This window comes from Agrobacterium sp. 22-226-1 (assembly GCF_053522345.1).
In genome coordinates, this window is the sequence record NZ_JBNWCP010000005.1 from 113845 (window position 1) to 134141 (window position 20297).

21 protein-coding genes are annotated in these 20297 nt (G+C 60.2%); 11 read left to right on the forward strand and 10 right to left on the reverse strand.

The annotated features are described in order from the left end of the window. Positions 1-2 precede the first annotated feature (2 nt). The 4 genes from ACQZ5K_RS10720 to tsaD all read right to left on the reverse strand — a co-directional run bounded on the left by ACQZ5K_RS10720 (position 3) and on the right by tsaD (position 2890). Complete coding sequence (locus tag ACQZ5K_RS10720) at positions 3-446, reverse strand: EVE domain-containing protein (protein ID WP_003523502.1); 444 nt, start codon at positions 444-446, stop codon at positions 3-5. A gap of 6 nt (positions 447-452) precedes the next feature. After that, a complete protein-coding gene (locus ACQZ5K_RS10725) occupies positions 453-746 on the reverse strand; it encodes a YciI-like protein (protein ID WP_142779828.1) in 294 nt (97 codons plus the stop codon). 63 nt (positions 747-809) lie between these two features. Beyond that, a complete protein-coding gene (locus tag ACQZ5K_RS10730; RefSeq protein ID WP_304981854.1) occupies positions 810-1793 on the reverse strand; it encodes an NAD(P)H-dependent glycerol-3-phosphate dehydrogenase in 984 nt (327 codons plus the stop codon). Further along, entirely contained in the window at positions 1793-2890 is a 1098-nt protein-coding gene (gene tsaD / locus ACQZ5K_RS10735) for a tRNA (adenosine(37)-N6)-threonylcarbamoyltransferase complex transferase subunit TsaD (RefSeq protein WP_448740338.1), read from the reverse strand. Before tsaD ends, ACQZ5K_RS10730 begins: the two co-directional genes overlap by 1 nt. 73 nt (positions 2891-2963) lie before the next feature. Here tsaD and hemC point away from each other — a divergent pair, with 73 nt between their 5' ends. From hemC to ACQZ5K_RS10765, 6 genes are all read left to right on the forward strand, one after another. Continuing rightward, positions 2964-3893, forward strand: a complete 930-nt coding sequence (hemC, locus tag ACQZ5K_RS10740; RefSeq protein WP_448740339.1) for a hydroxymethylbilane synthase — start codon at positions 2964-2966, stop codon at positions 3891-3893. A 4-nt stretch (positions 3894-3897) separates the two neighbouring features. Further along, positions 3898-4638, forward strand: a complete 741-nt coding sequence (locus ACQZ5K_RS10745) for a uroporphyrinogen-III synthase (protein WP_448740340.1) — start codon at positions 3898-3900, stop codon at positions 4636-4638. A gap of 73 nt (positions 4639-4711) precedes the next feature. Further along, positions 4712-6178, forward strand: a complete 1467-nt coding sequence (locus ACQZ5K_RS10750) for a mitofilin family membrane protein (protein WP_448740341.1) — start codon at positions 4712-4714, stop codon at positions 6176-6178. Positions 6179-6182: 4 nt separating this feature from the next. After that, positions 6183-7799 carry a heme biosynthesis HemY N-terminal domain-containing protein gene (locus ACQZ5K_RS10755; RefSeq protein ID WP_448740342.1) on the forward strand — a complete coding sequence of 539 codons (1617 nt, stop codon included), beginning with the start codon at positions 6183-6185 and terminating at the stop codon, positions 7797-7799. A gap of 14 nt (positions 7800-7813) precedes the next feature. Next, positions 7814-8302: a tellurite resistance TerB family protein gene (locus tag ACQZ5K_RS10760; protein WP_448740343.1), complete on the forward strand. Its 489-nt coding sequence runs from the start codon at positions 7814-7816 to the stop codon at positions 8300-8302. Continuing rightward, the gene (locus tag ACQZ5K_RS10765) at positions 8292-9023 is read left to right on the forward strand and encodes a glutamine amidotransferase (RefSeq protein ID WP_003523491.1); all 732 of its coding nucleotides are present in this window, start codon (positions 8292-8294) and stop codon (positions 9021-9023) included. Before ACQZ5K_RS10760 ends, ACQZ5K_RS10765 begins: the two co-directional genes overlap by 11 nt. 124 nt (positions 9024-9147) lie before the next feature. Here ACQZ5K_RS10765 and ACQZ5K_RS10770 read toward each other — a convergent pair whose 3' ends face one another. Beyond that, positions 9148-10380, reverse strand: a complete 1233-nt coding sequence (locus ACQZ5K_RS10770) for an MFS transporter (protein ID WP_448740344.1) — start codon at positions 10378-10380, stop codon at positions 9148-9150. A 246-nt stretch (positions 10381-10626) separates the two neighbouring features. On the opposite strand from ACQZ5K_RS10770, the gene ACQZ5K_RS10775 reads away from it, so the two are divergent. Further along, positions 10627-10917, forward strand: a complete 291-nt coding sequence (locus ACQZ5K_RS10775) for a YggT family protein (RefSeq protein WP_003523487.1) — start codon at positions 10627-10629, stop codon at positions 10915-10917. Continuing rightward, complete coding sequence (locus ACQZ5K_RS10780; RefSeq protein ID WP_003523486.1) at positions 10914-11225, forward strand: DUF167 domain-containing protein; 312 nt, start codon at positions 10914-10916, stop codon at positions 11223-11225. The genes ACQZ5K_RS10775 and ACQZ5K_RS10780 overlap by 4 nt, the downstream gene beginning before the upstream one ends. Before the next feature lie 105 nt (positions 11226-11330). Here ACQZ5K_RS10780 and ppa read toward each other — a convergent pair whose 3' ends face one another. From ppa to ACQZ5K_RS10800, 4 genes are all read right to left on the reverse strand, one after another. Further along, a complete protein-coding gene (gene ppa, locus ACQZ5K_RS10785) occupies positions 11331-11864 on the reverse strand; it encodes an inorganic diphosphatase (protein WP_003523485.1) in 534 nt (177 codons plus the stop codon). Positions 11865-12033: 169 nt separating this feature from the next. Next, positions 12034-12540 carry a GNAT family N-acetyltransferase gene (locus ACQZ5K_RS10790; protein WP_080815633.1) on the reverse strand — a complete coding sequence of 169 codons (507 nt, stop codon included), beginning with the start codon at positions 12538-12540 and terminating at the stop codon, positions 12034-12036. Between the two features lie 215 nt (positions 12541-12755). Further along, on the reverse strand, positions 12756-14576 hold the full coding sequence (gene typA, locus ACQZ5K_RS10795) for a translational GTPase TypA (RefSeq protein WP_065656937.1): 1821 nt from the start codon (positions 14574-14576) through the stop codon (positions 12756-12758). Positions 14577-14739: 163 nt separating this feature from the next. Further along, positions 14740-16800, reverse strand: coding sequence for a M3 family metallopeptidase (locus tag ACQZ5K_RS10800; protein ID WP_448740345.1), 2061 nt, complete (start codon positions 16798-16800; stop codon positions 14740-14742). 191 nt (positions 16801-16991) lie between these two features. Between ACQZ5K_RS10800 and ACQZ5K_RS10805 the strand changes: the two genes are divergently transcribed. Genes ACQZ5K_RS10805 through ACQZ5K_RS10815 form a run of 3 tightly spaced genes read left to right on the forward strand, consistent with a single transcriptional unit; the run spans position 16992 to position 18837 of the window. Further along, positions 16992-17219: a hypothetical protein gene (locus tag ACQZ5K_RS10805; protein WP_174036562.1), complete on the forward strand. Its 228-nt coding sequence runs from the start codon at positions 16992-16994 to the stop codon at positions 17217-17219. Continuing rightward, positions 17177-17635, forward strand: coding sequence for a MarR family winged helix-turn-helix transcriptional regulator (locus ACQZ5K_RS10810; RefSeq protein WP_448737965.1), 459 nt, complete (start codon positions 17177-17179; stop codon positions 17633-17635). The genes ACQZ5K_RS10805 and ACQZ5K_RS10810 overlap by 43 nt, the downstream gene beginning before the upstream one ends. Positions 17636-17640: 5 nt before the next feature. Beyond that, positions 17641-18837, forward strand: a complete 1197-nt coding sequence (locus ACQZ5K_RS10815) for a multidrug effflux MFS transporter (RefSeq protein WP_269831291.1) — start codon at positions 17641-17643, stop codon at positions 18835-18837. A gap of 54 nt (positions 18838-18891) precedes the next feature. Here the strand turns inward: ACQZ5K_RS10815 and ACQZ5K_RS10820 are convergent, their stop codons facing one another. Continuing rightward, positions 18892-20115 (reverse strand): argininosuccinate synthase, encoded by a 1224-nt coding sequence (locus ACQZ5K_RS10820; RefSeq protein ID WP_003523477.1) that lies wholly within the window; start codon positions 20113-20115, stop codon positions 18892-18894. Positions 20116-20297: the final 182 nt, after the last annotated feature.

Here is a 20297-nt window from a genome sequence, read left to right on the forward strand (position 1 = left end):
CATCAGTCCGGTGACTTCGGCGGATTGGCGAGACCGCCCATGCGGCAGACCTCGAGATATTCCTCTTCCGTCACCGGCTGCACGGAAAGCCGCATGGAGGTGACAAGCGACATCTTCGCCAGCTTCGGATTGGCTTTCACATCCTTCAGCGAAACGGGCTGCGGCATGTCGCACACGGCGCGGATATCCACGCAATCCCATTTCAGATCGCCTTCGGCGGTCGAGTCCGGATGCGACAATGCGCAGACTTCGACGATGCCGACGACATCCAGCCCCTCATTGGAGTGGTAGAAGAAACCCTTGTCGCCGATCTTCATGGCGCGCATGTTGTTGCGCGCCTGATAATTGCGCACGCCGGTCCATTCTTCGCCCGCCTCGCCCTTGGCCTTCTGCATTTCCCAGGACCATTTGAACGGCTCGGACTTGTAAAGCCAGTAATTCGCCATATCCGGTCATGCTCCCGGATTGTTGAAGACCCAATTATAGGGCCTCACGTCAACGCTTTCGAACAGGCCGGCCTTGGCGTAGGGATCGGCATCGGCAAGCGCCTTCGCGGCATCGATATCGGCGGCGTCAACGATCACGAGGCTGCCATTCGGCTTGCCTTCGGCATCCAGAAACGGACCGGCGATCTTCAGCGTGCCCTCGGCATTCAGCTTGTTCAGGTGCTCCAGATGCGCCGGGCGCGTTTCCATGCGCACATTCAGATGGCCGGGCTTGTCCTTGCAGATAAAGGCAAACAGCATTTTCGTCTCCTCGTTAAAACATGTCTTCCAAACGCGTCAGCGGTTTGGAACGAAGACCCGCCCTCATTCAGTGGTGATGGGCCGTGTCATCAATTGTTGCATGGCGCTCGCCACATCCAGATTGCCGTCGATGATAGCGGCCACCGCTTCGGTAACCGGCATGTCAACAGCGTGACTTTCCCCGAGCCGGGCGGCGACGGCTGCCGCGAAAGCGCCCTCCACCAGCCCGCCGGACGTATCCTTGCCCTCACCCCGGCCAAGCGCGATACCGAAACGCAGGTTTCGCGACTGGTGGCTGGTGGCGGTCAGCACCAGATCGCCAAGGCCCGAGAGGCCGCGCACCGTGTCCGCCTTCCCACCCATCGCAACGATGAGGCGTGACATTTCGGCAAGACCGCGCGAAATCAACGCCGCCCGGGCGGAATCGCCGAGACCCGCGCCTTCGACGATGCCGGCGGCAATGGCGAGAACATTCTTCAGCGCCCCGCCCAGCTGCACGCCGATGCGGTCAGTCGAGGCATAAAGCCGGAAGGTCTTGCCGGAAATCGTGGTCGCAAGCCGCTCGGCTATCGCCGCATCTTCCGCCGCAATCGCCATGGCCGTCGGCAAACCACGCGCTATGTCGGCCGCAAAGCCCGGACCGGACAGAACCGCAATCGGGTGATGCGGCAGTTCCGCTTCCAGAAGTTCCGTCAGCAGCCGGCCGGAGCTGCGGTCGATACCCTTGGCGCAGGTGACAATGATAGAGTCATTAGCCAGATAAGGGCCGTAATGACGGGCCGCATCGGCATGAGCCTGCGAGGGCATGGCGAAGAGGACGATGCCGGCGCCGGCCAGCACATCGGGCTCGGCGGAAAATTCAAGCGCATCCGGCAGATCGACGCCCGGCAGGGCCGCCTCGTGCACGCGGTCGCTCCTGAGGTCGGCCATCAGGGATGGGTCGCGGCCGAGCAGGGTCACGTCATGCCGGTTTTCCAGCGCGATGACGACGGCGAGCGCTGTTCCGAAAGCGCCGGCGCCGATGACGACGATTTTCTCCCGCTGCATCAGGCCTTGGCTCCCCTTTTACCGAAACCGATCAATGTCTCCGCACTGCCATCCAGCGGCCAGCGCGAGCGCGGCGGGATTTCGAGCGGATCTGGGTCCCGGCCGTCCGCCATGCGCTCCAGCCCCGCCCAGGCGATCATCGCGGCATTATCGGTGCAGAGCCGGTGCGGTGGCGCGACGAAGCGGAAGCCATGGGTATCGCAAAGCGATTGCAGCGTCTGGCGGATTTCCTGATTGGCGGCGACGCCACCGGCGACGACCAGAGCAGACTCGGTTTCTGTATGCGGAAATTCCTGGCTGAAACGGGCAAGGCCGCGGCCGATCCGATCCTTGAGCGTGCGCGACACCGCTTTCTGGAACGAGGCGCAGATATCGGCAATATCCTGCTCGGAAAGCGGCGCGATGGCGGTAGCCGCCTGCCGCACCGCCGTCTTCAGCCCGGAAAAGGAAAAATCGAGCCGTGCTTCGCCGACCATTGGACGCGGAAGCGGAAAGCGGTTCGGATCACCCTTCGCCGCCGCCTTCTCGACCGCTGGCCCACCGGGATAGGGCAGGCCCAGAAGTTTCGCGGTCTTGTCGAAGGCCTCCCCCAGCGCGTCATCGATGGTGGTGCCCCAACGCTCATAATCGCCCACGCCACGCACCAGCGCGAGCTGGGTATGGCCGCCGGAGACGAGCAGCATCAGATAGGGAAAAGACAGACCGTCGGTAAGGCGCGCTGTCAGCGCATGACCTTCGAGATGGTTGATGGCGTAAAGAGGTTTGCCCGCCGCCTTCGCAATTGCCTTGCCTGTCATCAGGCCCACAAGAAGACCGCCGATGAGACCAGGCCCGGATGTCGCCGCGATGGCGTCGACATCGGCAAGGGTGACACCCGCCTGCTCCAGCGCTTCTTCGACCAGCGTATCCAGCGCCTCGACATGGGCGCGAGCGGCAATTTCCGGCACCACGCCGCCATAGGCGCTGTGTTCCTCAAGCTGCGACAAAACGACGTCGGAGACGATCTCGCCATGGCCGTCCGCATGCCGAACCACAATGGATGCGGCGGTTTCGTCACAGCTTGTCTCTATGCCGAGGATACGAAGAAAGGGGGTCATCAAATCTGTTCGTTCATTGCGATCATGCGCTGAGTTGGTCTAAGACAACTCCGGTAACAATGGATAGACGCGGATGCAAACAAAACCTTTCCGAATCGGCACGCGCGGCAGCCCGCTGGCGCTCGCGCAGGCTTACGAGACGCGCAACCGTCTGATGGCGGCGCATGGCCTGCCGGAAGAAATGTTCGAAATCGTCGTGCTGTCCACCAAGGGCGACCGGATAATCGATCGCGCTTTATCGGAGATCGGCGGCAAGGGCCTGTTTACCGAGGAGCTGGAAAGCCAGCTTCTGTCCGGCGAACTCGATATGGCGGTGCATTCCTCCAAGGACATGCCGACCGTTCTGCCCGAAGGGCTCTATCTGTCCGCTTTCCTGCCGCGCGAAGACATACGCGACGCCTTCATCGGTCGCACCGCACCGAAGCTGCTGGAACTGCCGCAGGGCGCCGTGGTCGGCTCCGCATCCCTGCGCCGCCAGGCGCTGATCCGCCGCCTGCGGCCGGATCTGAGCGCCATCATCTTCCGCGGTCAGGTCGATACGCGCCTGCGCAAGCTGGAAGAAGGTCAGGCGGATGCGACGCTTCTCGCCTTTGCCGGCCTGAAGAGACTTGGTAAGGACAATGTGCCGACGGAAATTCTCGACCCGAAGGAATTCCCTCCTGCTCCGGCCCAGGGCGCAATCGGCGTGGAAAGCCGCATCGGCGATACGCGCATGGACGAACTGCTTGCTCCCATAAACGACAGGCCCACTCATGATGCCGTCACCTGCGAGCGCGCCTTTCTGGCAGCACTCGATGGTTCCTGTCGCACGCCGATTGCCGGCTACGCCACCCGCGATGGCGAGGAATTGCATTTTTCCGGCCTGATCCTCACCCCCGATGGCCAGACGAGCCACGGCATCGAAGCGTCCGGCAACCGCCGCGATGCGGCAAAGCTCGGCCGGCAGGCCGGCGAAGACGTGCGCGCCAAGGCGGGCAGCAATTTCTTCGAAGGCTGGAACTGAGACGATGCGGATCGTCGTCACCCGGCCGCAGCGTTCGGGCGAAAGGACGGCCGCTAAGCTTGAAGCGCTTGGCCATGCGCCGGTGCTTCTTCCGCTGTTTTATCCCGCCCATCATGGCGAACGCGCCGTCTCGGCGCTATCCGCCCCGCTGGCGGCCATCGCGGTGACCAGCGCCGAGGCGCTGCGAGCACTGGAAACATCACGGGACGGGCTGGCTCCCTATCTGTCAAAACCGCTTTTCGCCGTCGGCGCAGCAACGGCGGAAGCGGCGGAAAAAACCGGCTTCGAACAGATTTTCACCGCCTCCGGCGACGCCGTGAGTCTGACCGCGCTGGTGACTGAGCACCAGACTCTGTTTTCCGAAGAAGAACCCCTGCTCTATCTCGCCGGCAGGCCCCGTGGCGCCGTCTTCGAGGAAGGCCTTGCCACCGCCGGCATTCCCTTCAGAACGGTGGATTGTTACGGGATGCTGCCCTCCGACATTTCGGAGACGATGCTAGAGACGGCGCTTGTCGAAAGCGCTGCCGATGTGGTCCTGCTCTATTCATCGGAAGCGGCGCGGGCCTTTTTCCATCATGTATCGACGGAAAAATACGTGGCGGCGCTGGCAACGACACAATTCATCTGCATAAGCCGCAACGTGTTTTCTCTCGTTCCGGAAATCTTCCACGCAAACGCCAAGGCCGCCGAAGAACCGAGCGAGGCGGCGATGTTTGAACTTCTACGCCATAACTCTGGAACCTAATTCGAGCTCGCCTCTTTCCTTTGCCGCCGTCACTGACTAGGTTTAGATTACTGCAGGCAGAAATGAGGTTGTCATGGTATCGGGAAAGCCGCCACGCCACTCCAAGTCCAAAGCCGAACCGGTCACCATCGACCTGGACGCCAAAGACGTGAAAGCAATTTCCGCCGACGTGGACGCTGCCAAGACGGACGAAAAGCCCGGTGACAAAACACCTGAGGCCACCGCAGAGCCGGGTGTTTCGGAGACAAAGCCCGAAGCAGCCGCAACGGGAAACCCCGCCCCCATCTGGGACCAGCCCAAGAAAACCCCTATCGAGCCCGAACCCAATGTCGGCAAAGCGGAATCCGTAGCCACGGCACCGAAGGCTGAGAGCCCCGCAGACGACCAGCCCGCAGACACGCAGAAAGAGCCCGTCTCGCCGGCCCCTGTTCCGCCCAAAGCCGATACAAAACCGTCGACGGGCACCACTGACACGAGCGCGGCTGCGGCTGCAGCAGCTGCTGCGAAGCCGGCCTTCGGCTCCACAGCGTCCTCCGGCGCATCCAGCAGCGCCACCGCCGCAAAACCATCGACGGCGACCTCCTCTTCAGGACCGGCAAAGCCCTCCACATCACAGCAGGCGGAGCGCAAACAGGCGGCGACCTCCGGCCTGATCGCGGCAGGTATCGTCGGCGGCCTTGTGGCGCTCGCCGCCGCCGGCAGCATGCAATATGCCGGCATCCTGCCCTCCTTCAATGCAGGCAGGGCGGGAAGCGAAGAAATCGCCGCACTGAAAACCGATCTCGGCAGCTTGCGGCAACAGCTTGCCAATGCGCCGGTCGGCGACACCTCCGCGCTGGAACAGCGCATCGCAACCCTCGAAGGCGCAAAGGGCGAGGCACCGCAGGTGGATGGGCTGTCGGAAAAAATCGCCGCGCTGGAATCCACCCTCCAGTCGGAGCGATCCGCGCAGGCATCGGCGACGGCGGAACTGACACGCCGTCTTGCGGATGCGGAAGCCAAGATCAACGAGCCGCGCGACGATATCGAAGTCGCCCGCGCCATCGCTTCCGCCGCCCTGAAGGCCGCGATCGATCGCGGTGGGCCGTTCCTGACGGAACTCGACACGCTGTCCAAGGTAACGCCCGACGATCCGGCCATAGCATCGCTGCAATCCTTCGCCGCAACCGGTGTGCCGTCGCGCTCAGAGCTGATGCAGAAATTCCCAGACGTCGCCAATGCAATGCTTTCCGCCATCAACCAGCCTGACCCCAATCAGGGCATCATGGAACGCCTGACAGAAAGCGCCTTTTCGCTGGTGAAGGTACGCCCGGTCGGAAATATCGAGGGCGAGACCTCTGAGGCCAAGATCGCGCGCATGGAAAACAAGCTGCGCAACGGCGATCTGCAGGGCGCAGCGCTTGAGTGGAACGGGCTTCCCGATGCCGCCAAGACGGCATCCGCCGATTACAAAAAATCGCTGGATGCGCGCATCGAGGTCGAAAATCTGGTCGGCGGCACGTTGAACCGCGCCATCACCAGCACCGGCAGGCAGGGGTAAGGGCATGACCAGAATTCTGACTTTCGCCGTTATCGTTCTGGCTCTCGGCTTCGGTTTCTCCTGGCTGGCCGACAGGCCGGGTGTGCTTTCCATCGTCTGGCAGGGCCAGCTGATCGAAATGAGCCTGATGGTCGCCGCCTCCATCATCGCGGCGCTGGTCGCCGCCGTCATGCTGGTCTGGTGGATCGTCAATGCCATCTGGACCTCACCCAATGCCGCCCGTCGTTATTTCCGCGCCCGCAAGCGCGACCGGGGTTATCAGGCGCTCTCCACGGGTCTCATCGCCGCCGGGGCCGGCAATGCCATCCTCGCCCGCAAGATGACGGCCCGTACTCAAGGGTTGCTCAGCGCTGATCAGGAGCCGCTGATCCATCTGCTCGATGCGCAGGCCGATCTCATCGAAGGCAAGTATGACGAGGCGCGGCGCAAATTCGAAGCCATGGCCCGCGATCCCGAGACTCGCGAACTTGGCCTTCGCGGTCTTTATATCGAGGCCCGCCGTCAGGGCGCCTATGAAGCAGCCCAGCAATATGCCGAGGATGCAGCGGAAAAGGCTCCCTATCTGCCCTGGGCCGCGCAGGCGACGCTGGAAAACCGCTGCCGCAACGGACAGTGGGACGATGCCATCCGCCTGCTCGACCAGCAGAAGGCAGCCGGCGTCATCGAACGCGGTGAGGGGGAACGTCTGAAAGCCGTGCTTCTTACCGCCAAGGCCGGCGAAAAGCTGGAAAGCGATCCGGTCGGCGCGCGCGAGGATGCCAAGCACGCTCTCAAGCTTGCCAGGAGCCTCGTTCCGGCAGCGCTGATCGCGGCGAAATCCTATCTCCGGGAAGACAATCTGCGCAAGGCAGCCACGGTTCTGGAACCCGTCTGGAAGAACGATCCGCACCCGCAGATCGCCGAACTTTATGTCCGCGCACGCAGCGGCGATACCGCCATCGACCGGCTGAAACGGGCCGAGCGGCTGGAAAGCCTGAAGCCCAACAACATCGAATCCCTGTTCGCGGTGGCGCAGGCAGCGCTCGACGCCAAGGAATTCGCCAAAGCGCGGGCCAAGGCCGAGGCCGCCGCCCGGATCGAGCCGCGCGAGAGCATCTTCTTGCTGATGGCCGATATCGAGGAGGCCGAAACCGGCGACCAGGGCCGTGTGCGCTACTGGATGGCGCAGGCGCTGCGCGCGCCGCGCGACCCCGCCTGGGTGGCAGACGGCGTCGTTTCGGAAAAATGGCTGCCGGTCTCGCCGGTCACCGGCCGTCTCGATGCTTTCGAATGGAAAGCGCCTTTCGGCCAGCTCGAAGCTCCAGTCGAAGACCTGACAATCGAAAACGCGATTGCCGCAGCGCCCGCACGGGCCGAACCGGCCGCGAAGACGATCATTGTCGAAGCCGCGCCGGAGACACGCATCGAACCGAAACCCGCCCCGGCCGCACCGATCGAGGTCAAGCCAGCCGTATCGGTCCCGCAGGAGAAAAAGCCGGTCACAATCGAAGCGCCAGTGGAACCCGATGCCACGGATGAAAAAGCGGAAGCCGTGCCGTTTTTCGGCGGCGCGCCGGATGATCCGGGCGTCAAGAAACCCGGTGCGGAAGCCGAACCCAAGACCCGGCTCAAACTCTTCTGACGAACAGGATATTGATGTTCCAGCAAATACAGTCGTTTATTCAGAACCTCGTCGGCCCGCATGGGGATGATTTCAGTCCGGACGATCTGAGGGTGGCGGTGGCCGCCCTCTGTTTCCAGGTTATGGAAGCGGATGGCACCGTCTCGAAAAGCGAGCGTGACCGCCTGCGCGAAATCCTGCAGGATTATTACCATCTCGATGCCGGCAAGCTGGACGCGCTTCTCACCGCCGGCCAGGAGGCCGGCAAGGAAGCCGTCGATTATTACCGCTTCACCACCGATATACGCCGCCATCTCGATGAAGATCAGCGCGTGGAGCTTATTGGCATATTATGGGATATTGTTTACGCTGACGGCGAACGAAGCGAAATGGAAGACCATGTGATCTGGCGAGTCGCCGACCTGCTTGGTGTATCCGTGCGCGACAGGGTTCTGCAACGTCAGCAGGCCGCCACGAGGTCCGGGCCCACTGAAGAAAGCGAAAACGAAGACGATGCTGTTTGACCCTTCCAGGCAACAGAGAAAACAACCATCGCTGCTCATCGTCCTGCATCAGGAACGTTCCACGCCCGGCCGTGTCGGCCAGATGCTGGTGGAAAAAGGCTATCGTCTGGATATAAGGCGCCCTGCGCTCGGCGATGACCTGCCGCAAACGCTGGAGAAACACGCAGGAGCCATCATCTTCGGCGGCCCGATGAGCGCCAACGATTCTCATGACTACGTCAAAGCCGAAATCGACTGGCTGAAGGTGCCGTTGAAGGAAAACAAGCCCTTTCTCGGCATCTGTCTCGGCGCGCAGATGCTGTCCAAACATCTCGGCGGCAAGGTGGAGGCCGACAGGGAGGGCAAGGTGGAGATCGGCTGGTATCCGCTTCATGCCACCGAACACGGGCGGCTTCTGATGCCGCATTGGCCGAAGATGGTCTATCATTTCCACAAGGAAGGGTTCGAGCTGCCGCGCGGAGCTGAACTTCTGGCCTCCGGCGAAACCTATCCCAATCAGGCTTATCGCTATGGAAAAAACGCCTGGGGCCTGCAGTTTCACGCCGAACTGACCCGCGCCATGATGCATAGCTGGGTGGTGCGCGGCGCGCAGCGCTTCGGCATGCCCAATGCGCAGGTTGGCAGCCAGCATCTGGAAGGCCGCATGCTGTTCGACACGCCGCTCAGGGCATGGCTCGGCAATTTCCTCGATCTGGTTTTTGAGGGCAAGGCGCAGCGCTAGAGCGGGATGGCGAAAAGTGTGAGCGGTTTTCGCCTGAAATCCCGCGTCTCAACTTTTTGATTTAGACCATGATGATTTTAGGTCGATTCGACCTAAAATCATCATGGTCTAATGCCCCTCGCCATCAGTGCGGCGCGTCCAGATTGTCTATCTTGCGCAGCGTGGAGAAACCGAGCGCCCAGATAACCGCCACAGCAAGCGTGCCGGCCCCGCCGATGACAACGGCCGGCACGGCCCCGACGACGTGGGCCATGGTGCCGGCGCGGAATTCGCCCAGCTCGTTCGATGCGCCGACGAACACCATGTTCACGGCATTCACACGCCCGCGCACCTCATCCGGCGTCCACAGCGCAATCAAGGTCTCGCGCACATAAACCGACACCATGTCGGATGCGCCCATGACAACCAGCGCGGCGATGGACAGCCAAGCGGTTTGCGAAAGCCCGAAGACCACAGTGGAGATGCCGAAGAGGCCGACGCCGGTAAACATCAGCAGGCCGGCGTGGTGACGAATGGGCCTGAAGGCCAGAATGACCGCAACGGTGATGGCCCCGATGCCGGGTGCTGCGCGCAAAAGCCCGAGACCCCATGGCCCGAGCGTTAGCACTTCCTTGGCAAAAATCGGCATCAGCGCCACCGCGCCGCCCAGCAGCACCGCGAAAAGATCGAGCGATATCGCACCGAGAACGATTTTTTCCTGCGCGATGAATTTGAACCCGGCCAGCATGGTTTCGAGACTGATGGCTTTTGCCGGGCCGCGTTGTTCCGGCTTGCGGATCGTCACCGCAAGTGCCGCCGATACGATGAAGAGCACGAGCGCCACACTATAGGCGACGGAAGCACCGAGGCCATAAAGCAGGCCGCCGGCGACGGGACCGAGAATGGACGCCATCTGCCACGAAGAGGAATTCCAGGCGATGGCGTTCGGCAAATCCTCCACCGGCACGAGATTGGGCGCCAGCGACTGGACCGCCGGTCCCATGAAGGCGCGCTCTATGCCGAAGACGACAAGAATGGCGAAGACCGGCCAGGGGGAAAAGCTGTGCGTCAGCGTAAGACCCAGAAGAGCGGCAGCGCACAGCGCCGCAATCAGCAGGCATATGGCCATGATGCGCCGACGATTGTGCCGGTCGGCGACCGTTCCGGTGACGAGGATCAGAAGCAGCGACGGCAGAAACTGGAAAAGACCGATCAGGCCGAGATAAAAGGCGTTGCCGGTCACCTCATACATCTGCCAGCCGACCGAGACGCTGACGATCTGGATGGCGAAAGCGGAAAAAAACCGGGCGCTGAAAAAGCGGCGATAGGAACTATGCCGGAAAGCACCGAAACGGTTTTCGGCGGAAGGGAGGGACATCGGCTGGGTGCTCGCGAGACAATATGAGAGCTTTGCAATAGAGCGATATCACAGGAATCGCCAGCCCTCACCAGCGGGATGACGAAAAGTGTGAGCGGTTTTCGTCTGAAATCCCTCTACAAAGCCATGAACCAGATTGTGATGATCGCCGGTCGATCAGACCAAAGATCATTACGATCCGGCGCGACACTTGCCGGTTCACGGTTCAATGTCTAAATGTCTTGCAACCAAGATACGGAGATATTGATGCTTGCCCTGTTTCAGACCATCGATCTGGCCTTGAACCTCTATACGTGGGTGCTGATCGCCAGCGCTATTTTTTCCTGGCTTTACGCCTTCAACGTCATCAATTCCCGCAACCAGTTCGTGAACGCCATCGGCAGCTTTCTGTTCAATGTCACGGAACCGGTTCTGCGCCCCATCCGCCGCATTCTGCCCAATCTCGGCGGCATCGACATTTCGCCGATCATCGTGCTCTTGATCATCTTCTTCATCCGCTCCTTCATGTGGAACACGCTTTACCCGATGGTCGCTTGAGCGGCTGCTGGCAGAAGCACAGTGACCATGTCCGCCTGACCGTCCGCCTCACACCGAATGGCGGACGGGACGCCATCGACGGCGTGGAAAAGGATGCGGAGGGAAACGCGCATCTGAAGGCCCGCGTCAGCGCCGTGCCGGAAGGCGGCAAGGCCAACAAGGCCCTGATTGTTTTGCTGGCGAAAAAACTCGGCCTGCCGAAATCCTCCATCAGCTTCGTTTCAGGCGAAACGGCGCGTAAAAAAATCCTCCGGATCGACACCGACCCGGAGGATTTCGAAGAGCTATTCAAAAAGCTCGAAAACTAAAGCGCATCGCGTTTAATCTGATTCATGCGACGCGCTTTAGATCTTTGTTTTTAAGCATGTCTTGGTCCCAAAACCGCTGCACACTTTTGGGAGACATGCTTTAGATCAGCCCTGCGCCTTGTAGCGCTCGATGGCTTCGACGATCAGCTTCTTGGCGACGTCGACATCCTGCCAGCCGCCCATCTTCACCCACTTGCCGGGCTCCAGATCCTTGTAGTGCTCGAAGAAGTGCTCGATCTGCTTCAGCGTGATTTCCGGCAGGTCGGTGTAGTTGTGGACCTTGTCGTAACGGCGCGTCAGCTTCGGAACCGGCACGGCAAGGATCTTCTCGTCCTTGCCGCCGTCATCTTCCATGATCATCACGCCGATGGGGCGGACATTGATGACGCAGCCCGGAACCAGCGGGCGGGTGTTGCAGATGAGAACGTCGATCGGATCGCCATCGTCGGACAGGGTGTGCGGCACGAAACCATAGTTACCCGGATAGGTCATCGGCGTGTAGAGGAAGCGATCGACGATCAGCGCACCGGCATCCTTGTCCATCTCGTACTTGATCGGGTGTCCACCGACCGGCACTTCAACGATGACATTCACATCATCCGGCGGATTCTTGCCTACGGAAATTGCATCGATACGCATTCGCTTCCCTCATTCGACGGGTTGGATTTGGTTTTCGATACTGGGAAAGTCGCCGCATTGCAACATGGCTTTGGGCGGATAAGGCAGAATGCGGGATTTGAGGCTATCGCAATTGCGCATGGCCGGCCGCGAGAATGAACCCACGGGCCAAATCACCCGGCATTGTTTGTCAGTTCCAGACGAAACCGACCTTGCGAAGCGACTTGCCGTCGAAATCTTCCATGCCTTCGGCAATATCGCGACCACCGTGCGAGCGGAAAAAGCGATTGGCCACATCGCTGTCTTCAAGGCACCAGACAACGATGCCATTGCAGCCAAGCGAGGTCAGCAGTCTGCGCGCTTCCGTAAACAGCAGCGAGCCAAGCCCGATGCCCTGATATTCCGGCCGGAGATACAGTTCGTAAATCTCGCCGTCCTGCGGCAGCCCGCGCGCGCGGCTGAGGCCCAGCGTCGCATATCCTGCAACCACGCCGGCCACTTCCACCACCAGCATGGTGGCGGATCCTTTGGTCGCCTTCTTCCACCAGATTTCCCCACGACGCTCGAGCATCTGCGTCAACGGCCGATGCGGGATAAGCCCCGCATAGGCCTGTTGCCACGACAGACGGTGCGCCTCGGAGATGGCGCGCGCATCATGCGGTTCAGCACGGCGAACATCGATGGATAACGTTTTCATAACGCGATTCTGGCCCCGGCCACGGAAACTTACCAGTCATAAAGGTTAACGCCGGCAAGCTTACCCACAGCCTATTCATGTGGACGACCAGGAAAAATTAACGCATCCTTAACCTTTGGCAAAGCGCCTTTCGACTCATGCACACATAAAAAAGAATGCATAAAAAAACCCAGCTCGAGGCCGGGTTCTTTCAAATTCGCAACGACAAGCCGCAATCAGACAGCGAGCTTGGCCTTTTCAAAACGCTTGCGATCGTTGGCGTCCAGGAACATCTTGCGCAGACGGATGGACTTCGGCGTCACTTCCATCAGCTCGTCGTCCTGAATCCAGGAAAGCGCGCGATCGAGCGTCATGCGGATCGGCGGCGTCAGCTTCACGGCTTCATCCTTGCCGGCAGCGCGGATGTTGGTCAGCTGCTTGCCCTTCAGCACGTTCACTTCGAGATCGTTATCGCGAGAGTGAATACCGATGATCATGCCGGCATAAACCTTCTCACCCGGCTCGATGATCATCGGGCCGCGATCTTCCAGGTTGAACATGGCATAAGCGACAGCTTCGCCCGAACCGTTCGACAAGAGAACGCCGTTCACGCGGCCGGCAATCTGGCCCTTGAAGGGCTGATAATCGTGGAACAGACGGTTCATGATCGCCGTGCCGCGCGTGTCGGTCAGCAGTTCCGACTGGTAGCCGATCAGGCCACGGGTCGGCGCATAGAACTTCAGACGAACGCGATTGCCGCCGGAAGGACGAAGCTCGGCCATTTCAGCCTTGCGCTCGGACATCTTCTGGACGACGACGCCGGAATGTTCTTCATCAACGTCGATCACGACTTCTTCGATCGGCTCCAGCAGGGTGCCGTTCTCATCCTTGTGCATGACGACGCGCGGACGCGAAACGGCAAGCTCGAAGCCTTCGCGACGCATGGTTTCGATCAGAACCGCCAGCTGCAATTCGCCACGACCGGAAACGAAGAACGAATCCTTGCCTTCTGCTTCTTCGATCTTCAGCGCAACGTTGCCTTCGGCTTCCTTGAACAGACGGTCACGGATAACGCGGCTCGTGACCTTGTCGCCTTCGGTGCCAGCCAGCGGGCTGTCGTTGACGATGAACGACATGGTAACGGTCGGCGGGTCAATCGGCTGTGCCTGCATCGCCTCGGTAACCGACGGATCACAGAAGGTGTCGGCGACGGTGCCTTTGGAAAGACCGGCGATGGCGACGATGTCACCCGCATGGGCCTCCTCAATTGCCGTGCGCTCGATACCGCGGAAGGCGAGGATCTTGGAAATGCGGCCTGTTTCAATTGTCTTGCCGTCCTGGCCAAGCACCTTCACAGCCTGGTTCGGCTTGATCGAACCGGACGCGATGCGGCCGGTGATGATGCGGCCGAGGAAGTTGTTGGCTTCAAGGATGGTGCCGATCATGCGGAACGGACCTTCTTCAACCTTGGGCTCCGGAACATGTTCGAGAACCAGATCGAGCAACGGCGCAAGACCCTGATCCTTCGGACCTTCCGGGTTGACGTTCATCCAGCCATCACGGCCGGAACCGTAGAGGATCGGGAAGTCGAGCTGCTCGTCGGTGGCGTCGAGGTTTGCGAAAAGGTCGAAGACTTCGTTGATGACTTCTTCGTGGCGGCCATCCGGACGGTCGATCTTGTTGATCGCGACGATCGGGCGAAGACCGACCTTCAGCGCCTTGCTGACCACGAACTTGGTCTGCGGCATCGGGCCTTCCGAGCTATCGACCAGAACGATCGCACCGTCCACCATCGACAGGATACGCTCGACTTCACCGCCGAAGTCGGCGTGGCCGGGGGTGTCGACGATGTTGATGCGGACCCCCTTCCACTCCACCGAGGTCGCCTTGGCGAGAATGGTGATGCCACGTTCCTTTTCGAGATCGTTGCTATCCATCACGCGCTCGGCGACACGCTGGTTGTCGCGGAACGAGCCGGACTGCTTCAGAAGCTCGTCCACGAGCGTCGTTTTTCCATGGTCAACGTGCGCGATGATCGCGATGTTGCGAAGTGCCATTGTTCAAAATCTCTGAGGTTGGGCGCTATATTGATGAGAAACGCCAATTTAGTTTGGCGCGCTCATAACCTTTTTTTTGCAAATGCGAAAGGGGGGGCCTTGTCATAAGCCCCCTGCACTCAGGTTCTAGCTCAGAAATATGACAGTCTTTTATACCGGAGCCTTATACCAGACCACGCTTCAAAAGCATGGCGTCCGGGCTTGGCATCTTGCCACGAAAAGCGAGATATGCCTCTTCCGGATCGATGGAACCGCCGACGGAATAGATATTGTCTTTCAACTTGCGCGCCATCTCGCCATCGAAGGGGTTGCCGGTTTCCTCGAAGGCCGAAAAGGCATCGGCATCCAGCACTTCCGACCACATGTAGGAATAATAGCCGGCCGAATATCCGTCGCCGGAGAAAACATGCTGGAAATGCGGGGTCGCATGCCGCATGACGATAGACTTCGGCATGTTCAGGGTGGAGAGCACCTCACCCTGCACGACCATCGGATCGCTTACGTTTTCCCGCGTGTGGAACGCCATGTCGACAATCGCCGACGAGGTGAATTCCACCGTGCTGAAACCGGCATTGAAGGTCTGCGCGGCCAGAACCTTGTCCAGCAGCGCCTTCGGCATCGGCGCGCCTGTGTCATAATGCAGGGCGTATTTTTCCAGAATTTCCGGCACCGTCAGCCAATGTTCGTAAAGCTGCGACGGCAATTCGACGAAATCGCGCGAGACGCCCGTTCCGGAAACGGAGGGGTAAGTGACATTTGACAACATGCCATGCAGCGCGTGGCCGAATTCGTGAAACAGCGTGCGCGCATCGTCGAGCGAAAGCAGCGCCGGTTTGCCTTCAGCCGGTTTGGCGAAATTGCAGACATTGTAGATGATCGGAATTTCTCCGACCGTGCCGTTCTTCAAGGGCAGCTTGTGCTGCGACTGGAAAGAGCTCATCCACGCGCCGGAGCGCTTGGAGGGACGGGCGAAATAATCGCCGAGGAACATGGCTTTCAGACCGACCTTTTCATCGCGGATTTCGAAAACCCGCACATCCGGGTGATAGACGGCGACGCCTTTGACTTCGACCGCCCGAATCCCGAACAGCCGCCCGGCCACATCGAAGCAGGCCTCGATGATCTTTTCGAGCTGCAGATAGGGCTTCAGCTCCGCCTCGGAGAAGCTGAATTTCCGTGCCCGCAGCTTTTCGGCATAATGCCGCCAGTCCCAGGGCAGCACTTCGTGATTCCTGCCCTCCTCGGCGATGATGGCGGCCAGTTCGGCCTCCTCCTCCCCCGCACGGCGCACGGCCTTTTCCCAGACCTGCCCTAAAAGGCCGTTCACGGCATCCGGCGTCTTCGCCATCGTGTCATCAAGCTTGTAGGCGGCGAAATTCGCGTAACCGAGAAGCTTTGACTTTTCCTCGCGCAGTTCGAGCGTGCGGTGGACGATCTCGCGATTGTCTGTCTCGCCGCCATTCTCGCCGCGCGCCACCCAGGCCCTGAAGGCCTGCTCGCGCAGATCGCGGCGTTCGGAAAAGGTCAGGAAAGGCTCGATGATTGAACGGGAAAGGGTGACGGCAAATTTGCCGTCCTCGCCATGCTCACGGGCCGCACCCGCCATCGCGTCGCGAAGAAAACCGGGAACGCCGGCAAGTTCCTCTTCCGTGGAAAGCAGAAGCTTCCAGTTCTTTTCATCCGCCAGCACATTCTGCCCGAATCTCGCACCGAGACCGGCAAGTTCCTCATTGATCGCCGCCAGCCGTTCCTGCCGGTCCTTCGGCAGCTTGGCGCCGGAACGCACGAAACCCTTCCAGTGCCGCTCGAGAACGCGGCTCTCCTCACCCGTCAGCCCAAGCGTTCCGCGCTTTTCCCACAATGCATCGATGCGCTTGAACAGCGCTTCGTTCATGCCGATCTTCGAATAGTGCCGCGACAGTTTCGGTGCGATCTCCCGCTCCAGCGCCTGGATCACACCATTGGTATTGGCGCCCGCCCTGTTCCAGAACAGCGCCGAAATGCGCGAAAGATCGTCTCCGGCGATTTCGAGCGCGGTCACGGTGTTTTCGAAGCTCGGGGTCTCAGCATTGCCGGCAATCGCATCGATTTCCTGTTCGTGGGACAGAAGGGCGGCATCGAAGGCCGGAGCGAAATCCTCATCCCTGACCGCATCGAATTTCGGCAGACCATTGTGGCCGTTCCAGTCAACGAGTGCGGGATAAAGCGCAGTCTTGGATGGCATTTCATCTTCCTTGTACAATTCCGGTTTAAGCCCATATGGGCACGCCTCCACCGGCAATTCAATGCCGGACTTTGATGCAAGGAAGATTGGCCACGACCTGTTTTTTGCTTTCGCCCCGGCTGCCGGCACAGACGCCGGATACCGATGGCAGGTGGCCGATAAAAAGGACCTGACCGACGATACGGACCGGCATGGCAGATGAAATAAAACGCGGGATGTCCGATCTTCTTTGCTTTGGCGTAACAATCGTCGATTATGTTGCCGACCGTAACGCAATCGAACTGACACATACTTTACTCGATTTTCAACAATATGATTTATGCGCCATTGATTATCGCCGGGATTTTAGTAAGGCTGACTTACGAAAAGGCGAAGCATGGGCACTAAACGCGAAAAAGACTCATTGGCATTTTTACTGAACAGCGGCGCACGCCTGCTGAACAGTGCGTTTGAGCGCCGAATTTCTGAAGCCGGACTGGGCCTGACGCCCGGCGAAGCGCGCGCATTGCTGACGGTTGCCGTCGTTGATGGCAGCAAACAGTCGGATATCGCCGCCCGGCTCGGCATCGAACCGATGACGATCTGCGCCTATCTCGACAAGCTGCAATCTCTCGATCTCATCGAACGCCAGCAGGACCCGCAGGACAGGCGCTCCAAGCGCATCGTGCTGACAAAAAACTCCGCCGAGATGCTGGAAGCCGTGCGCCAGGAAATCGATGAACTCGTGCGGCACGCCACACAGGGCCTGAACGAAGAGGAGGTCGCGCTTTTCCGCAGCTTCCTGCAGACGCTTCGCAACAATCTCCAGCCGGAACAGCCGGGCCAGAGCTGCTGATCGCAATGTCGCCAGAAACGATCATGTCCAGAAAGCGCACGGCCATACTCGGTGCGTTGCTGACGGCGCTGGCGCCGATTTCCATGGCCATCTACACACCGGCCATGCCGGAACTGACGCGGGTTTTCTCCACCACGGAATCCGCCGTCAAACTCAGTCTCTCGCTTTACTTCGCCGGTTTCGCCATCGCCCAGCTGCTCGCCGGCCCAGCATCCGATGCCTTCGGTCGGCGAAAGGCGAGTCTCGTCTTCCTCTCCATCTTTCTGGGCGGTGGACTACTGGCGATCTTCGCCCCAACGATTGAGGTGCTGCTCTTCGCCCGGCTTGTGCAGGGCATTGGCGCCTCCGTCGGCATGACGGTGGCGCGCGCCATCGTGCGCGATCAATTCACGGGCGCAGAAGCCTCCAGCATCATGAACCTTATTGGCATCATGCTGGCCGTTGGCCCCGCCATGGGCCCGACCATCGGCGGGCTTTCGCTTGCGGCTTTTGGCTGGCAATCGGTATTTTTCCTCATGGCCGGCCTCGGGGCCATCGCCATCTTCTCCGTCGTGGTCTTCCTGCGCGAGACGACGATCCCGGACAGGAACCTGATCCGCCCGCGCCGCCTCCTGTCGGCCTACGGGACATTGCTCACCGAGCCGCGTTTTCTTCTGGCCGCACTGGTGCTCGGCGGTTCCATCGGCGCGCTTTATGCGCAGGCGACCATGCTGACCTTCATCCTCATCAACAAGGTCGGTATGACACCCACCGCCTTCGGCATCGGCATGCTGATGCAGACGGGCGCTTATTTCTTCGGCTCCATCGCCCTGCGTTATATCGCACCGCGGCTGGGTGACCGCCGTTCGGTCGTCCTCGGCCTCTGTTTTTCGGGAACAGGCGGTCTCCTTATCCTGCTGTCGGTGTTCCTGATACCGCCATCCTTTCTTTCGATCATGGGACCCGTGGCGGTCGCAACGGTCGGCATCGCCTTATTGACGCCATCCATGGTGACGGCGGCCCTCGCCCCATTCCCACATATTGCCGGCTCGGCATCGGCGATGATGGGCTTCATTCAGATGGGGTCGGGGTTTGCAGGCGGTGCCGCAGCCTCGCTTATCGGTTCGCCTTTGACCGGCTTCGGCATCATCATCCCCGTGATGGAATTCACCGCAATCGCCAGCTACATCGGCTTCCGCATCGTCTCCAGACGAGAGACATGAAAAAACCCGCCGGCGTTGCCGCCAGCGGGTTTCATTATTTCCATTCCAGCAGAATTACTTGCTGATATTGCGCTTTGCGAGCGTGCGAAGACGCAGCGCGTTGAGCTTGATGAAGCCTGCCGCATCCTTCTGGTCATAAGCGCCGTGGTCGTCCTCGAAGGTCACCAGCGCGTCGGAATAGAGCGACTTGGCGCTCTCGCGGCCGGTTACCATGACATTGCCCTTGTAGAGCTTCAGCGTCACTTCGCCTTCCACATGTTCCTGGCTCTTGTCGATCAGCGCCTGCAGCATTTCGCGCTCTGGCGAGAACCAGAAGCCGTAATAGATAAGCTCGGCGTAACGCGGCATCAGCTCGTCCTTGAGGTGGGCTGCACCCCGGTCAAGCGTGATGGATTCGATGGCGCGATGCGCGGCAAGCAGGATGGTGCCGCCGGGCGTCTCGTAAACGCCGCGCGACTTCATGCCGACGAAGCGGTTCTCAACCAGATCGAGACGGCCGATGCCGTTTTCGCGGCCATAGTTGTTCAGTGTCGCAAGAAGCGTCGCCGGCGACATTTCGACGCCGTTGATGGAGCAGGCATCGCCCTTGCGGAAACCGACCTTGATGACGGTTGCCTTGTCGGGCGCGGCTTCCGGGGAAATGGTGCGCATATGCACATATTCCGGTGCTTCCTGCGCCGGGTCTTCCAGAACCTTGCCCTCGGAAGAGGAGTGCAGCAGGTTGGCGTCGACCGAGAAAGGCGCCTCGCCCTTCTTGTCCTTGGCAACCGGAATCTGGTGCTGTTCGGCGAAGTTCAAGAGGTCGGTACGGCTCTTGAACGTCCAGTCGCGCCAGGGAGCGATAATCTTGATATCCGGGTTCAGCGCATAGGCCGAAAGCTCGAAACGGACCTGGTCGTTGCCCTTGCCGGTGGCGCCATGGGCAATGGCGTCGGCGCCGGTCTTCTTGGCGATTTCGATCAGGTGCTTGGAAATCAGCGGACGGGCAATGGAGGTGCCGAGCAGATAGACGCCTTCATAAACGGCGTTGGCGCGGAACATCGGGAAAACGAAATCACGCACGAACTCTTCGCGGACGTCCTCGATGAAGATTTCCTTGATGCCCAGCATCTCGGCCTTCTTGCGCGCCGGCTCAAGTTCTTCGCCCTGGCCGAGATCGGCGGTGAAGGTCACGACCTCCGCGCCGAGTTCCGTCTGAAGCCATTTCAGGATGATCGAGGTGTCGAGACCGCCGGAATAGGCGAGAACGACTTTCTTAACGTCTTTCGGAAGTGCCATAGTGATGTCCATCTGCATGATGACGGCATTGGGACACCGTCATTTCCTTGGGATTTCGGCACTTTTACAGTGCAACCCGAAATGTGTGAAGCGCTTTTCCGTGAGATAAGCGACAAAACAATTGATGGGCGGGTACGACAGCGGGCGATGACCGGGCGCATCGATGGGAACGAAGCAATTGT

What these genes read in the sequence shown, in the direction of transcription:
- ACQZ5K_RS10770 (WP_448740344.1), bottom strand. Translation starts at nt 10,380, where the DNA reads ATGTCCCTCCCTTCCGCCGAAAACCGTTTCGGTGCTTTCCGGCATAGT.
- tsaD (WP_448740338.1), bottom strand. Translation starts at nt 2,890, where the DNA reads ATGACCCCCTTTCTTCGTATCCTCGGCATAGAGACAAGCTGTGACGAA.
- ACQZ5K_RS10760 (WP_448740343.1), top strand. Translation starts at nt 7,814, where the DNA reads ATGTTCCAGCAAATACAGTCGTTTATTCAGAACCTCGTCGGCCCGCAT.
- ACQZ5K_RS10745 (WP_448740340.1), top strand. Translation starts at nt 3,898, where the DNA reads ATGCGGATCGTCGTCACCCGGCCGCAGCGTTCGGGCGAAAGGACGGCC.
- ACQZ5K_RS10720 (WP_003523502.1), bottom strand. Translation starts at nt 446, where the DNA reads ATGGCGAATTACTGGCTTTACAAGTCCGAGCCGTTCAAATGGTCCTGG.
- ACQZ5K_RS10725 (WP_142779828.1), bottom strand. Translation starts at nt 746, where the DNA reads ATGCTGTTTGCCTTTATCTGCAAGGACAAGCCCGGCCATCTGAATGTG.
- ACQZ5K_RS10800 (WP_448740345.1), bottom strand. Translation starts at nt 16,800, where the DNA reads ATGCCATCCAAGACTGCGCTTTATCCCGCACTCGTTGACTGGAACGGC.
- ACQZ5K_RS10815 (WP_269831291.1), top strand. Translation starts at nt 17,641, where the DNA reads ATGTCGCCAGAAACGATCATGTCCAGAAAGCGCACGGCCATACTCGGT.
- ACQZ5K_RS10765 (WP_003523491.1), top strand. Translation starts at nt 8,292, where the DNA reads ATGCTGTTTGACCCTTCCAGGCAACAGAGAAAACAACCATCGCTGCTC.
- typA (WP_065656937.1), bottom strand. Translation starts at nt 14,576, where the DNA reads ATGGCACTTCGCAACATCGCGATCATCGCGCACGTTGACCATGGAAAA.
- hemC (WP_448740339.1), top strand. Translation starts at nt 2,964, where the DNA reads ATGCAAACAAAACCTTTCCGAATCGGCACGCGCGGCAGCCCGCTGGCG.
- ACQZ5K_RS10810 (WP_448737965.1), top strand. Translation starts at nt 17,177, where the DNA reads ATGGGCACTAAACGCGAAAAAGACTCATTGGCATTTTTACTGAACAGC.
- ACQZ5K_RS10775 (WP_003523487.1), top strand. Translation starts at nt 10,627, where the DNA reads ATGCTTGCCCTGTTTCAGACCATCGATCTGGCCTTGAACCTCTATACG.
- ACQZ5K_RS10755 (WP_448740342.1), top strand. Translation starts at nt 6,183, where the DNA reads ATGACCAGAATTCTGACTTTCGCCGTTATCGTTCTGGCTCTCGGCTTC.
- ACQZ5K_RS10730 (WP_304981854.1), bottom strand. Translation starts at nt 1,793, where the DNA reads ATGCAGCGGGAGAAAATCGTCGTCATCGGCGCCGGCGCTTTCGGAACA.
- ACQZ5K_RS10820 (WP_003523477.1), bottom strand. Translation starts at nt 20,115, where the DNA reads ATGGCACTTCCGAAAGACGTTAAGAAAGTCGTTCTCGCCTATTCCGGC.
- ACQZ5K_RS10790 (WP_080815633.1), bottom strand. Translation starts at nt 12,540, where the DNA reads ATGAAAACGTTATCCATCGATGTTCGCCGTGCTGAACCGCATGATGCG.
- ACQZ5K_RS10750 (WP_448740341.1), top strand. Translation starts at nt 4,712, where the DNA reads ATGGTATCGGGAAAGCCGCCACGCCACTCCAAGTCCAAAGCCGAACCG.
- ACQZ5K_RS10805 (WP_174036562.1), top strand. Translation starts at nt 16,992, where the DNA reads ATGGCAGATGAAATAAAACGCGGGATGTCCGATCTTCTTTGCTTTGGC.
- ppa (WP_003523485.1), bottom strand. Translation starts at nt 11,864, where the DNA reads ATGCGTATCGATGCAATTTCCGTAGGCAAGAATCCGCCGGATGATGTG.